The organism is Paenibacillus sp. J5, from assembly GCF_054955055.1.
This window is the reverse complement of the sequence record NZ_JBUEDD010000002.1, coordinates 230725-245842: the sequence shown is the minus strand read 5'-3', so window position 1 is coordinate 245842 and position 15118 is coordinate 230725. Positions and strand designations below refer to the sequence as shown.

General features: G+C 52.2%; 11 protein-coding genes. 2 read left to right on the top strand and 9 right to left on the bottom strand.

All coding sequences use genetic code 11. The features are described from left to right. Positions 1-124 precede the first annotated feature (124 nt). Positions 125-3346, bottom strand: coding sequence for a bifunctional cytochrome P450/NADPH--P450 reductase (locus tag ACY1JZ_RS03615; RefSeq protein WP_462628107.1), 3222 nt, complete (start codon positions 3344-3346; stop codon positions 125-127). 342 nt (positions 3347-3688) lie between these two features. Here ACY1JZ_RS03615 and ACY1JZ_RS03610 point away from each other — a divergent pair, with 342 nt between their 5' ends. Together ACY1JZ_RS03610 and ACY1JZ_RS03605 are read left to right on the top strand one after the other, a co-directional pair. Then, positions 3689-4420: a class I SAM-dependent methyltransferase gene (locus tag ACY1JZ_RS03610; RefSeq protein WP_462628369.1), complete on the top strand. Its 732-nt coding sequence runs from the start codon at positions 3689-3691 to the stop codon at positions 4418-4420. A gap of 160 nt (positions 4421-4580) precedes the next feature. Further along, complete coding sequence (locus ACY1JZ_RS03605) at positions 4581-5291, top strand: DUF421 domain-containing protein (protein WP_462628368.1); 711 nt, start codon at positions 4581-4583, stop codon at positions 5289-5291. Between the two features lie 50 nt (positions 5292-5341). Here the strand turns inward: ACY1JZ_RS03605 and ACY1JZ_RS03600 are convergent, their stop codons facing one another. From ACY1JZ_RS03600 to ACY1JZ_RS03565, 8 genes are all read right to left on the bottom strand, one after another. Then, a complete protein-coding gene (locus ACY1JZ_RS03600; RefSeq protein WP_442954886.1) occupies positions 5342-5800 on the bottom strand; it encodes an HIT family protein in 459 nt (152 codons plus the stop codon). A 12-nt stretch (positions 5801-5812) separates the two neighbouring features. Beyond that, entirely contained in the window at positions 5813-6457 is a 645-nt protein-coding gene (locus ACY1JZ_RS03595) for a zinc dependent phospholipase C family protein (RefSeq protein ID WP_462628106.1), read from the bottom strand. A gap of 271 nt (positions 6458-6728) precedes the next feature. Then, positions 6729-7424 carry an MBL fold metallo-hydrolase gene (locus tag ACY1JZ_RS03590; RefSeq protein WP_462628105.1) on the bottom strand — a complete coding sequence of 232 codons (696 nt, stop codon included), beginning with the start codon at positions 7422-7424 and terminating at the stop codon, positions 6729-6731. 33 nt (positions 7425-7457) lie between these two features. Continuing rightward, positions 7458-8732 carry an MFS transporter gene (locus ACY1JZ_RS03585; protein WP_462628104.1) on the bottom strand — a complete coding sequence of 425 codons (1275 nt, stop codon included), beginning with the start codon at positions 8730-8732 and terminating at the stop codon, positions 7458-7460. A 26-nt stretch (positions 8733-8758) separates the two neighbouring features. Then, the gene (locus tag ACY1JZ_RS03580; protein ID WP_462628103.1) at positions 8759-9949 is read right to left on the bottom strand and encodes an LLM class flavin-dependent oxidoreductase; all 1191 of its coding nucleotides are present in this window, start codon (positions 9947-9949) and stop codon (positions 8759-8761) included. Continuing rightward, on the bottom strand, positions 9946-10485 hold the full coding sequence (locus tag ACY1JZ_RS03575; RefSeq protein ID WP_462628102.1) for a sterol desaturase family protein: 540 nt from the start codon (positions 10483-10485) through the stop codon (positions 9946-9948). The genes ACY1JZ_RS03580 and ACY1JZ_RS03575 overlap by 4 nt, the downstream gene beginning before the upstream one ends. Then, a complete protein-coding gene (locus ACY1JZ_RS03570; RefSeq protein ID WP_462628101.1) occupies positions 10482-14576 on the bottom strand; it encodes a non-ribosomal peptide synthetase in 4095 nt (1364 codons plus the stop codon). Before ACY1JZ_RS03570 ends, ACY1JZ_RS03575 begins: the two co-directional genes overlap by 4 nt. Before the next feature lie 21 nt (positions 14577-14597). Further along, positions 14598-15113: a GNAT family N-acetyltransferase gene (locus ACY1JZ_RS03565; protein WP_462628100.1), complete on the bottom strand. Its 516-nt coding sequence runs from the start codon at positions 15111-15113 to the stop codon at positions 14598-14600. Between the last annotated feature and the right edge of the window lie 5 nt (positions 15114-15118).

Below are 15118 nucleotides of genomic sequence, written 5' to 3'. Positions count from 1 at the left end.
CGCGGAGCTAAGCGGGGTGGTGTCAGCGGAGTTGACACCACCCCGCAAAGACATATGTACAAAATACGGGTTTTGTGAAACAGTCTAACCAAAAAGCCAACGGGGAAGCTCCCCGTTGGCTTAGTTACCGATTGCTCTGGCCAGCCCATACATCCTTAGCATACTGTCCTTCTTCCTCCAAACGCTTGAGCCAGCTAGCCGATTCTTCGGCATCTTTGTTGTATATCCTGCAATACGCTTGTTGTAGTGTGGCCTCGACATCAGGAGCCATGTTGCTTCCATCACCACAGATATACAGCTTGCCGCCTCTGGCCAGTATGTTCAACAGGGTTTCTGCGTGCTCATCCATCCTATGCTGAACATAGCATGGCTTCTCTCCGTAGCGGGAGAATGCTGTATGCAGTGTAACAATGCCTTCCTCGGAATAGGCCTCCAGCTCTTCCCGATAGAGATAGTCAGAAGCGTTGCGGCAACCGAAGAACAGATGTGCTTCGCCAAGCGCTGCTCCATTATGCTTAAGGGCTTGACGTGCCTGCAGGAAGCCACGGAATGGAGCGACTCCCGTGCCAGGCCCAACCATGATGATTGGCACAGATGGATCGTCTGGAAGCTGGAAGCCCGATGTCGGGGTCTGGACGAACACCTGCACCTCATCCTCCGCATGCAGCCCAGCAAGATAGTTGGACGCTACACCTCGATATTGCCCTCTCCCGCTCCAGGCAGGTGCATCTACTACAGCTACCGTCAGACTCACTTCACTTGGATGCTGCTTGGGTGAACTGGAGATAGAGTAATATCGCGGCTTCAGCGGAGGCAGCAGCTCCAGGAAGGAACCCAACGGCAACTCGCATGCTTCATACTTCTCCAGCAAGTCCAGCATGGAAATCCGCTTGCCTAGAATCACGCTCCGGAATTTATCCTCGGTGAGCAACTCCTCCAACTCTCGCTTATGGGGCGGGCACACCGTCCATTGGGCAAGAGCCTGCAATTGTGCACGAGTGGCGGTCTCCTGCAGCTCCACACAGTGCTTCAGTAATTCCTGAACATGAACAGGCTGCTCTAGCGGAAGATGGGCTAGCTTCGCTCCCTTGCCTTTCAGTACAAGTCTCTCTCCGCCGTGAAGACGGAATCTGCGAAGAACTCGATCGATATTCGCCTTGCTATGGTTAGGCAATACGCCAAGATGGTCTCCTTCAAGGTAGGAGAGCCCATCAGGCAGCCGAATCCCGATATGTCTTGTGCTACGGTCGCTATCTTGACCCTGCAGCTCCATATTAAACGTTATTCGCGCACTGACAGTATGATACATTCGGGCAATCGGGCTGATTGTTCCATCCGCTACGAATTCGATCTCTAAGCTATCAGGCTTGTGATTGAACTCGTCCTTGCTTGGCATCTCCAGCCCAAAGGTATCCATTACGTTCTTCCATGTGTTCTCACGCCAATCGTTAACTAGCTTCTCGAAATCTCCGCCAGCATCTGCTTCAGCGCGCGGAGACAGCCGGACAGCTCCCTTGCGTTCTAGCTGCTCATCGATCCATCGCGGTACATTCTGGTACGTATTGGACCAGTTGCGGTCGCCGCAGCCGAGGACAGCATACCGCACACCGCTCAGATCGCCTGCCTCTGTCCGTTCCAGCCAATGAACAAAATTAGCTGCATTGTGTGGAGGCTTACCGTTGTAGGTGGACGTCACGATCAGCACAGCCCCGTCCGTCGGCAGCCTGCCCGCCCACTCATTCAATTCGGCCACTTGACTATTGAAGCCATACATCTGAGCAGTATCCGCCAGCTCTCTAGCAATCCCTTCTGCCGTACCCAGATTAGACCCATACAGGACAAGCAGCGATAATTGATCCGCACCAGCGATAGCTTGCGTTGAGCGTGGGTTGCCCTCTTTAGCTGAACGAGTCATATTCTCTGGTGAAACCATCGTTTTCGTACTCATGCTGGAGAAGGATAGTGGATGCTTGTCGGGGCGCTGCTTCACGCGAATCTTCAAGTCCCCTGGCTTAAGCGTCAAGGTTTGCTTTACATCCAACTGGTAGTCCAGATAATCATCCAGCTCAAATCTCTGCAAGATCATTCCCAGAACCAGAGTTGCCTCATATAGTGCAAACTGCATCCCGATACACGCTCTTTCGCCATTCCCGAACGGCTTATACGCATGATAAGGAACCTTCGAGGGATCAGCGAACCGCTCTGGACGGAACTCTTCTGCATCCTCGCCCCAGGCATCCTTGTCCCGGTGCAGTTGCGGCAGCACGATGCTGATACTCTCTCCTTTTTTGACCGGGTATTGACCGCCGATCACGGTATCTTCCTTCGCATACACATCAAAGCCTGGCGCAGTTGGCCATAGCCGCAACGATTCATCGAGAATGAGCCGGATATACTTGAGCTGGAGTACCTGCTCATAAGACGGCAACGGATCTGTCAATATTTGATCCACTTCCTCATATGCCTTCTGCAGAACCTCCGGGTGATTCAGCAAGAAATAGATCGCAAAGGACAGCAGCCCGCTCGTCGTCTCATGTCCAGCAATTAAGAACGTGATGATCTGATAACGAACATTCTCATCCGATAGTCCCTCTCCCGTCTCCGGGTCCTTCGAATTCAGCATGCGGGAGAGCAGATCTCTCTCTTCCCCCGTAGCGTTGGCTTTACGCTCCGCGATAATCTTGTCCACAAGCTTGAACATGGACTGAATATCTGCTTCAAATTGCTTCCTCGTATTAACCATCAGCCAATTCTGGATGCTAAGCCGTGAGCTCTTGAGCATCGCTTCATTCAGGGAGCGTACCATGCTGAGAATGAAGGGATCGTGTTGTTCTCTATAAAAGCTGTTGAAACGATAATTAAAGCCGCATAGTCCAATCGTATCCAGCGTTAAGCGTGTCATATCATCGGGAACATCAATGCTCTCGTTGGGATTGAGTCGCGCCCATTTCTGAACGAGCTGCTCAGCTATATCCAGCATCATATTGTGATAACCCTTCATCGCTTGCTTGCCAAAGGTGGGGAGAAGAATATTGTGAGCTTTGCGCCAGTTAGGCTCTGTCGTGTCGCTGGTAAACAGCCCGTCGCCGCCGAGAGCCCGCAAATTTTGAAGCTCGCTGTATACATACTTGTCAAACCGCTCTACATCACATGCTTCCTTAACCAACTGGTGACCAGAAATAAAAGTGCCGGTCTCCCCTAGCACAGAGAGCTGGAAGATTGGCCCATACTCCTGCGCAAGCTTGAGAATAGACAGAGATGGCTTGTCCTTGTCGATTAGCGGCAAGTGCCCAAGCAGTCCAAATGTTTTGGGTTGAGGAATCTTGACCTGTGTAGTGTTCTTCATCATTAACCACCTCTTGAATAGAATGATTGGGTATGAAGTCATCGTACCAATATGATATAAATATCTATCATATAATACTATTTTATATCAACTACTGTTGTAAATCAAATCGATCCAAAGCTAAAGGGCTCGCCAATGGAAAGGGGTGGAAAAACCCAAAGAATGAGTGTATACTATATAGAGATCATACGTTCTCATCCACTTGCGTTACAGGGTCACATATAAGTGAAATGATGTTTCTAGTTTATGACTTACATTGGAGGATGGTAGATTTTGGGTACTCATTCAGGGAGAACAAACATTATCGGCGCTGGAGAGGTTGGAAGCGCTATCTCTGTTGATATGAACAAGAGTGATATACATAAGACAAGCAGCATCTTTTGGGATACCAAGGGAAATGAGATTCTAGGAGCAACCTCGCTGCCCCTCTATGGAGCATTTGTCTCGGAAGAGAACTTTCAGCTCTTTGGTGATGTTGCGGGAAAGAGAGTGCTGGAAATAGGCTGCGGAAGCGGGCATTCGTTGCAATATCTAGGCGAGCGTAATGTAGCCGAGTTATGGGGAATGGATCTGTCGCAAAACCAACTCGACAAGACGGAGCAGCATTTGACGTCATGCGGCCTATCCGCACAATTAGTCTGCTCCCCTATGGAAGAGGCATGTGGTATTCCTGAGCAATATTTTGACTTCGTCTATTCGATCTATGCTATCGGCTGGACGACTGATCTTGACGGTACCTTCTGTCGGATTGCCTCTTACCTTAGACAAGATGGGATATTTATATTCAGTTGGTCACACCCGATACACAAATGTGTTGTAGCTGAAAACGACCGGCTTGAATTCAAAAAGAGCTATTTTGATGAATCCTGGTACTCGGTATCGCTTGGTGACAGTACGCTGACCTTATCGGATCGCAAGCTATCAACCTATGTAAATGCGCTGGCCAAAGCAGGGTTTCTCATTGAACAGCTTATTGAGCACTCTGATGAAGAAATGACGAGGTCAGACAGCGATTTCGCTAAAAAAGCGCGGATGCTTCCCGTAACCTTCGTGATCAAGGCACGTAAATTATAGCCTGTCTGCCCTTCTTCTACGCACTCTCTTGATGTAGCTCACTGTAGCATGCTGTTCGGAAATAATGGAGCTATAGACAATTCGTATGGGTTTACAAATGATGGTTAGAATAGGTGTAACAGGCCGCATCAACCAACAAGTCCATACAAGGAGAATGTTCATGCATCATATTTGGGAAATTTTATGGCGCTCCATCTTTGCTTTTGCCATCATGATGATCATTGCCCGCCAGCTTGGCAAATCGACGGTTGCCCAGATGACCTACCATGATTTTGTTGCAGCGATTACACTCGGGGCACTGACCGCGAATCTGGCCTATAACCTGAAGATGAGTTTTTGGGAGCCGTTGACTTCCCTGCTTGTGTTCAGCTTCATCGCCTATTTGATGATGGTTCTTGCATTGAAGAGCCGTAAATTACGCAAGAAAATCTCCGGACAGCCTACAGTGCTCATTCAAAATGGAAAAATTCTCGAAGAAAATATGAAGAAGCTCAAGCTTACACAGGATACCTTAAACCAAGAGCTCAGGGAAAAAAATATATTTGACATCGATGAGGTTGATTATGCTGTTCTTGAATTAAATGGAAGAGTATCGGTGTTGAAAAAGGATGCATACCGTCCACTACTGCGGAAGGATCTCTATCCGCCGTCTCCTTCGACCCAGTTGTTCCCATTGGAGCTTATCATGGACGGCAAAATCGTTACCGACAACCTGAAGGACAATGACTTGACCGAGGAGTGGCTCGTCAAGGAAATCAAACGACAGGGCAAGTCGCTCCACTCTATAAATTATGCTGTAAGAAGTACGAGTGGCCAGCTTTACTTCGATGAATATAAGGATGCCATCCAAAATCCAGTCGATCGGGAATAGAAGACTATCCATGTGGTGCTGTCTACAGTTTGATTGTCATGCAAGCTTTATTAGCTGTCATGTTGAAGAGCACCTCTCAATCGGGAGCAGAGCGCCTCCACTTCCTCTGCTGTACCCCGAACCCCGCTATAATCGCGAATAAGAGTCGGGTGCCAATAGGATGCGGGTGTGCCTGGATATCTCGGGATGAGGTGGATATGAAAATGGGGAAAGGCATCCCCATGTACAAAGCTGTACAGATGCTCAGCGCCTTCTGTGCTTTTTAATGCGCGGCCCAGCTTATTGGCTATAGCTCCTATAGCGCGCGCCTCCTCATCACTTAAATCGCCGTAGCCGGCGACATGCCGCTTCACATCTACTATCAAGTAGCCCAAATAAACCAAGGGATCATTAGCCCCAATATGTCCTGCATATACCCATTCATCCTCATAGATACATCCGCCATGAACGTAAAACTCGCCCTTATGCTTGCGACAGATGAAGCAATCCTGTGAAGTCATCCTATTCATTCCCCTCCCCAATCAGATTTTTTGCATTTTACGCATTGAATTGGGATAGAGAAGAGCCGCCTGCTTCATGTTCAGCACGCCTAGCTCAATGGAGGTTTCGATGTATCCAATAATCTGCTCCAACGTGAAGACTTGAAGTGTGTCATGTATAGCGTGCTCATCGTACTCCATATCTCCTAATACATCCGGGAGCATAGCTTCCACATCGATGGGCGCAACCTCTGTTATAGCAGTTAATGGAGAGCGACCATTCAGTGTAGCTCTCAGGTCGTCTGTGATGCCATAGTATTCTAATAATTTTCCATTCAATAAGCGAAAATCATTATGATATAAATTATAAAATTCCTGATTTGCATCCATTCTATTTCTCAACCACGATAGATAAAATCCCTTTAACCATAGATCGTCAGCGATCAAATGAGTAAAATAACCCCATATATACGGGTGCTCTGTTAGTCGACTATATTTATATAAAAACCCTCTGTAATCAATGCTCCGGGACCCGTCTTGGTGATCGCCTGTGAAGAAATGGGATTCGTTCTTCGTCGTAACCGCGTCGGGTGCAATGCTTCCAAACAAAAATGCAGACCGATCCTCCAATGATAGCTGCTCTGCAATGTGATGCGCAATAATGACATGCATAATTCTTGATCCCATTGCTCTCCCCACCTTCTGATTATAGCAACTCTTAATTTTAACCTTTACTAGAATATATACCCATACATAATGATACCCCAACGAGTAAGAAATTAAAACTCTTTCTTCGCTTTGCCTAGGCTTCTCGTTTGAAGCTCCCGCTGGGAAATGAATCAAAAAAACCGCCCCATATGAACGGTACCCCCAAAGCTTAGATAAGTCTATGCTTGGGGGCCATTCATTAATGTGCGGTCGTCAGGCCATGAAATCGCCCTAGCGCGGGCTTGTTATTTCAGTAAAATACCATCGCTGCTGGTTGCTTCTCCCTCATTCGGAATTGTACGAAGGTGTCTTTGGTTTGTATGACGAAGTAAATATTGTTCTGCTGCAGGTAGTCCAGTGTCTGTCCGGGCGGAGCGCCAAATGAATGACCCGGATAGATGACCGTTTCTGCCGGATAGGCCTTTATTCGTTGAACCGAATCATACATCTGGCTCGCAGAGCCTCCCCACGGACTGCACTTGCCACAGCCCTCCGTAAATATCGTATCGCCTGTAAACATGACACCCTCGGTATAAAAACACATGCTTCCTGCCGTATGTCCAGGTGTTAATATGCTGCTTAGCAGCGTCTCCCCCACTTGAATCGGGTCTCCATCGGTCAACGGATGTAGATTTCGGCAGTGGAAGGCATACATCTCGATCTCCACTCGGGACATATACACCTGCGCGGAGCGATGGCGCTGTACCATCGCCGCTGCAAGATTGGTATGGTCAAAATGAGAGTGGGTAAGCAATATCGAGGTTAGCTCCACCCCAAGCCCGTTAAGGCGCTGAAGGATCGTATCCACCTCCCAGGACGGATCAACAAGCGCCCCCTGCCGCGTGGCCTTGTCTACTAAGAGGTAGCAGTAATTAATACTATGCGCGGACTCGGTTCGTATCGGATACACCGTATAGCGGCTCGTCTCCAGCGCCTCTATGTGCACGATCTCCCCCCTCCTTCCCCAATCGATGTGCGGTCATGTGATCCTGCGTACAGGCGAGAGCATCACCCATAAGAATGACAGTGTCAAGCCAAAAGCCGAGATGACGATGGTCGCATACAGCCCGAGCAGGTTGCCAAGCAGACCGCCTACCAGCGCCCCGAACGGAATGACGCCCCAGACGATCGTTCTCATCGTAGCATTCATCCGCCCGAGCAGCTCGGGCGAGGTAATCATCTGCCGATAGCTGACCTGCGCAATGTTGTATACCGTGGTGCAGAAGGTGACCACAAGGAGTGACGAGAGCATGAACAGAAACGCGAGCTCCTGGCTCCCCTTCGCTCCGATCATGAGCAACGCCCCGAGACCTTGGCCCAAGGACGCTGCGACAATGACTTTCCCCATACCAAAGCGACGAATAATCCAATCACTGAACAAGGAACCAACCAATGCGCCGATCGTTCCGAGAGTAATCAACAGGCCAATCACCGACGGACGCAGCCCAATATCCTGTGTTACATACAGAACGAGAATCGCCTGCATCATATTGAAGAAAAAATTACTGGTGGAGGAGCATGCCGCAATCGAGCGGAGATGCCGATTACGGAACACGAAGGTGAAGCCCTCCCCCATCTCCCGCCAGATCGTATCGCCGCTTCCCTTAACCCGCCTGCGTACCGTCTCCTCGAATCTTGTCGTACATAGGAGCAGGCCCGAGGCAATGAACGAGAGCACGTACAAGAAGATAGCGGTCGCCCCCGATAGGAGCTGGGCGAGCACACCTGCGATGCTCGGCCCTGTCATTTCCGATAGCGAACGACTCAGCTCCAGCTTGGAATTGCCGCCCACAAACTGTTCCTTGGTGAGCACATGCGGCAGCACAGATTGGCTGATAATAGCATAGAACGTGCTTAATACCCCTGCCGTGAAGCCAATTATCCAGACGTGAACCATCCTCATGGAGCCAGCCAGAAACAGGATAGGGATACTCAACAGGACGGCTGCGCGCAGAAAATCCAGGATAATGAGCAATTTTCGCTTGGGCCAATAGTCGGCCCATACGCCTGCGAATAATCCGAATAACAGGAAGGGGGCATATTCCAGCGACCGCAGAATCCCCATCTGAAGCGGTGTCGCCTGCAGGAACATGACCGCCAGAAGCGGGAGAGCCATCATCGTGTTTTGCAACCCAAGATGAGAGATCGTCTGTGAAGACCAGAAGCGCAAGAAGCGGCTGTCTCTCCAGATAGATGATGCAGCAGGTGAAGGTGGTGCTGATGGCTGGTTCAACTGAAGCTCTGCTTCATTCATACGATCCCTCATCTCTACTAATCAAGCTAAACACTGTGCTCTACTTCCACAGGGGCATATTCATCCTTCAATTCCGCGAGCGCCTGCAGACCATGCAGGATCGTATCGGTCTCCAACCCGTAATCGAGCAGACAGGCAACCTCATTCACTCCCTGCTCATGGAGACGCTCCACCATCTTCCGGCATTTCCCCTTCGAGCCCATCAATGAGCTCATCTGAAAATATTTCTCAAATGCGAAGTTAATAAGCGACTCGCGATCATTGCTCAGGATGCTCATGACCTTCTCGTCCTGGTACGGATTCATAGGGGTATCATATTGTCCCAAGAACGTATTCAAATAGTCCTTGAGCGGCTCCCGCACCAGCTCCTTCACCGCTTGGTCGCTCTCGCCGACATACGTATGCAGCATGACCGACACAATGCCGTCTTCCGGAGCATGCCCCGCCCGTGCTCTCGCCTCGCGATACAATTGAATGCGCTCCTTGAGCGCTTCGGCCGGGTGATTCGCCAGCGAGCATAAGATATGGAAGCCTAGCTCGCCCGCCTTCTCCCAGGTTGCCGGGTTGCCGGAGGCCGTCAGGAAGATCGGCAGCTCGGGCTGAATCGGACGCGGCAGCGTGCGCACCTCGATCGGTTCCCCCGCAATATCCTCATAGGTGACCGCCTCACCGCGCCATAGCCTGCGGATCTGGTCGAGATTGCGGAACATGATCTCCTTGCGTTGCTCGTAGTGCTCGGGATGGAGGACGAAGTCAGCCGGATGCCAGCCGGTCGCAACCGAGATGGCGACACGGCCACCGGATAGATTATCCACGACTGCCCAATCCTCAGCGACGCGAATCGGATGATGAAGCGGCAGGACGACGCTGCCTGCCCGCAACTGAATGTTGCTTGTCGTAGCTGCGATCGCTGCGCTTAATACGGAAGGGTTCGGGTACAGCCCTCCGATAGCCTGGAAGTGCCGTTCCGGTGTCCATACGGCGGCGAAGCCGTTTCGGTCGGCGAATGCCGCGCTCTCCAGCAGCAATCGGTATTTATCCGGCTGATCACTTGACCCGTCCCCCGAAAAGAAGATCAATGAAAACTTCATACCGCACGCGGAGTGCGGAGTGGGGCTTCCTGCCTCCTGCACTGATTTTTTCTGCTTTATTTTCTGCTCCAGAGCCGCCCGCTGCTCTGGCGACAAGCTAGCCAGCTTATGCTTCCAATCGTTCAATGAACTCCCTCCTCTGCTGCTGCCCGTTCGCGTTCCGTCTTTCTCGCTCGTCTAGCCTTGAACACATGGCTGTCATTCGTTCGGAACAGATAATCCCAGATTGAGATAAAAAACGAATAATTGCACTTATAAAACTTGTGATGCTTCAGGTGAAATTGGCCGACAGGTATAACATTCGTGTACGCCCCGGTAAGTCTCGGATTGTGATCCAGCACATTACGGGACAGGAATATCTCATAGATATAATGAAATCCGAACAAGCAGATGCCGTATACCGGATCAAACCAGATCAGGACAAGAATCGGCAGCGTGAATGTAATCCATACATCTAGCGACTCCTTCCATCCGCCGAACCAGAAGAAAAAGTCATGCCATGGCGGCCATTTGGAATCTCCATAATCGTACCGGTGATGAGCCAGGTGAATCTTGTGCAGCACATTTCGCTTATGCGGTATATGGGCGATAACATGCATCGTATAGGAGTACAGCGTCCAGAGAAGAAAATACAGCGCCATTTTTACGATAAATTCGATCATCGAAGCCCCTCCAACATCGACTCGCCCGTTGCTTGCCCCGCCAGGCGGTCGCTGCTTCTGTGAATTTGCCGCCCAACCTCTTCATGCTGCACAATGGAGAAATGATCCGCCTGCACGGGATAGACCGTGAAGGACTCAACCAGTCTTCCCCACACCCTCTCTTCCTGCGGGAAATCCTCACCACGGAACAGTTGCACTTCCTGAATCGGCAGCTTCGCGGCAGCCGCAGGTCGATAGTCGTAGAAGGCTCGGGCCGTATCGGCATAGACGCTGAAGATCCGCCTCAGCTCATCATCTTCCATCGAGCCGGGGATCAATCCGGCCGCCTTCAACTGACGGCAGATCGCCGCATCGCTGTGCTCCTTGAAGCGATCCCAGCTAAGCCAGGCATACTCCTCTACGCTCTGATTCACACCAACAGCCAACTGACGAATGAAGTTGTAGAAGATGACCTCATCATTGATCTCCGTCTGACGGTTCAGATAGCTGTCAATCAAGATAAGCTGATATACCTCATGTCCAGATGCCAGCAGTTGCCTAGCCATCTCATAAGCAATAAAGCCTCCCAAGGACCAGCCGCCTAGCCGATAAGGCCCTACAGGCTGGATCGCCAGCAGCTCTCTCACATAAACCTCGGCCATCTGCTCCACGGTCATCGTCCCCGCCATGCTCGTCCCTGCCAGGCCGGGCGCTTGCATGGCATACAATGGCTGGCTGGCGCCGAGCTGCCTGGCTAGCGCGAAGTAGCATGAGATGCTGCCGCCTACCGGATGAATCAGGCAGATCGGGAGCTGACTGCCTGTCCTGTTGATCTGAACGAGGCAGCTCTCCGTTGCATGCAGCGCAGACTGCGTGACTGTGTCCGCGAGCTGCTGCTCTGTCAGTTGCTCTACCTGCAAAGCCCAGTCCTCCAGCGTCGGGTATTCGAAGAGCCACTTGAGCGGAACACGGCTTCCGAACCGTTGCTGCGCCTTGGCTGCGAGCTGAGTTGCGAGCAACGAATTGCCGCCAATGTCAAAATAGTTGTCTACAACGCTGAGCCTTGCAAGCCCGAGCACCTCGCTCCACAGCTCCACTGCCGCTTGCTCGGTGCTTGTTCGCGGCGCTATATATTCCTTGGCGGTGAGCGCGGGGAGCTCAGGCTTGGGCAGCAGCGCCGTATTGACCTTCCCGTTCTCCGTAAGCGGGATGCGATCGATTACAACGAAGTTCCCCGGAATCATATAATCCGGCAAGCTATGCTTCAGATGCTCCCGGATCTCGCGAAGGTCTACCTGCGGATTAGCCGGCACGACATAAGCGACGAGCATCGTATCGCCGCTGTTCAGCCTGTTAGGCACGACGACAGATTGTGCGAGTGCCGGGCATTGCTCCAGAGCCGCCTCGATCTCTCCCAGCTCGATCCGGTACCCTCTTATCTTGATCTGGCTATCCAGTCGACCTACAAACTCGATGTTACCGTCCGGCAGGAAGCGCGCCATATCTCCTGTGCGAAAGAGTCGCGCGCCCTCATCGTCCCGGAATGGATGGCTGACGAATCTCTCCGCCGTCAGCTCAGGCCGATTCAGGTACCCGTGCGCAACCCCCGCGCCGCCTACACATAATTCACCGTAGACGCCGACCGGCACAGGCTGCAGCGAGCTGTCCAGAATGTAGACCTCCACATTGGGCAGCGGCGTACCGATCGGAACCGCCTTGACAGCCTGCCAATCTCCATCCGGGCAGAACATCGTAGCTGTAATCGTCGTCTCTGTCAGCCCATAGTCATTGATCCACTTCACTCGTCCCTTGGCTATGCTTCTCCAACTGGCATAGGCTTCACGAGATACCGCCTCACCTCCGACGATTACAAGACGCAACTGCTCCGGCAGCGAAGCGAGATTCTGCTTCACATCATGGACCAACTGATTCCAGTGCGCGGTTGTCGCATTGACCACAGTGACCTGCTCCTGCCCGATCCATTGCAGAAACTCGCTGCTCGAGGTCAGAAATCTATCCTTCCATAGGACAAGCGTAGCGCCTGCCAGCAAGGCGGGGAATATCTCCTGAACCGCAACGTCAAAGCTGATGGAGGTGAACTGAAGCACCCGATCGGATGGGCGCAGCTCGAATCGCTCCATGACGCCCAAGCAATGATTAACAACGGCCTGATGAGGCACCATGACCCCTTTGGGCTTGCCTGTCGAGCCTGACGTATAGATGACATACATGAGTTGTTCAGGGTTAACGACCGGCAAGGGCGCGCCAGCTCCGTCACGTGCGGCTGCTGCTTCGGCCTCTGCCAGCAGCAGCGGCGAGGCGGTAGAGGCGGCTCGAACCAGAGGCTTCGTATCCGGTGAGACAATCACGGTATGGACGCCGGAATCCTCCAGCAGATAGGCAATGCGTTCCTCCGGGTAATTCGGATCAATCGGAACATAGGCGCTGCCCGATTTCATTACGGCGAGCAGTGCAACGATTAATTCGATCGAGCGTTCCAGGCAGACGCCGATGAACCGATTGGCGCTGCCCCCGGACGCTCTTAGCTGCTGCGCCAGCCGCTGTGAACGCTCGTCCAGCTCCCGGTACGTCAGTGCCACTCCGTTATGCAGGATCGCCACCGCGTGCGGCGTGCGTGCGGCCTGGTCGGCAACCATTTGATGCACGCTTGACTGTGGAAGAGGACACACCTGATGCTTCCCGCTCATCGTCTCCAGCATATGCGCCTTCTCGGTCTCAGGCATGAGCGGAATCTGCTGGATTGGCTGACCGGGATGCTCGACAACCGATTGCAGCACATGTTGGAAGTGCCTCAGCAGCCGATCGATGGTGTCTTTATCATACAAGTCGCTATTATAGTCCATCGTTCCGAGCAGCACGCCGCCTTGCTCCGTCATGGTGAAGGATAATTCCAGCGCACTGGCCTTCTCCTTGAATTCGAAGGGCACAAGCTGAAGACCTGGCAGCGAAGTACCTTCCTCGGCATGATCCGCGGCGCTAAGGAGAGTGAACATCGTCTGGAAGAACGGATTATGGCTGGCTTCGCGCTCTGCATTCAGCTCCTCAATCAGCTTCTCGAAGGGAATATCCTGATGCGCGAACGCTCCGAAGGCTGTCTTGCGCATACGCTTGAGCACCTCAGAGAATGTCGGATTGCCGTCCAGCTTCGTCCGCAGTACGAGTGTATTGACGAACATCCCGATCAGAGGCTGCAGCTCCGGGCGGCTGCGGCTGCTGACCGAGGTGCCGATGCACAGATCCTCTTGCAGCGTGTACCGATAGAGCACCGTTTGATAGGCGGCCAGCAGAGCCATGAACAGCGTGACGCCATTTTTTCGGCTAAACTGCTTGATTTTGCTCGTCCATTCCTCAGAGAAGGCAAACTTCGTCCGTTGACCCTGGTGTGTCATAACCGGTGGCCGGGGACGATCTAGCGGCATCCGCAATACGGGCAGCTCTCCGCCCAGCTTTTCCTTCCAGTAGGCTAACTGCTTGTGATACGATTCGCCTTGCAGCCGTTGCCTCTGCCAGACCGCATAATCTGCGAACTGAACCGGCAGCGGCGGCAATTCCCGCTCCGCCTCCGTCTTGCCTGTAGCATACGCATAATAGTAATGAATCAGCTCCTGGATCATCTTCTCCAGAGAGACGAAGTCGCAGACAATATGATGAATAGTAATGAGCATGATGTGATATTCCGTATCGATCCGATACAGGCTCATCCGCAGCAGCGGGCCTGTATCCAGCAGGATCGGCTCGGCAATGCTCTGATGCATAAGCGCGATCGCATGCTGCTCCCGGTCTTCCTCCGGGAGCGAGCTCAGATGAAAGGCTTGAATATCGATCTCAAGCTTATCCAGAATGACTTGCTCCGGCTCTGCGCCATGTTGCCGGAACACGGTGCGCAGTGATTCATGTCTGCGAACCAACTGATTAAGACTCTGGGCGAACAGGGCCTCGTCTAGCGCGCCATGTGCATAAAAAGCCCAGTTAATGTTGAATTGCACACTGTCCGGCTCAAGCTGCTGGAGAAACCATAATCGGTATTGCTCGATGGTCAGCGGGATCGACTGCTGTCTCGACACGCGCTGTAGCTGGATATCCTGGCTCATGCGCCACCTTCCTCTCGTGGATTAGACATGAAGTTCCTTATAGTAGATCGTCGTCGCATCTTTGTCTCCGCTAGCGGATAAGGCATAGCCAGGAATCGTCCCGACGACTTGATACCCCAGAGAAAGATACAACTGATTCGAGGGATCGCCCGTGCGTGTATCCAGCACAAGCAAGCGCCGCTCCTCCTGCTCTGCCCTTGCTTCCAGCCGGCTCATCAGTGCTCTGGCGATACCTTGATTCCGCTCCGCGGGATGAACCATTAGCTTGGCGACCTCGGCGCGATGCCTGCCATTGGCCTTCGTGCATAGCTGCAGTTGAACCGTCCCGCATAGCTTCTCTCCCTTCCAGGCCGTCCACAGCAGGACACCCGGCTGGGTAGCGCCCCTCCAATATTCCAATGCTTCTTCGGCAGACAACGGCGGCAAAAAGCCAATTGAAGCCCCATCCTCAACGACAGAGATGAGCAGTTGTGCGAGCTGTTGAAGTGATGATGCATCCAGCTCTTGATGCTCCATGAAATGCAGTGTGCCGTTCATAAACG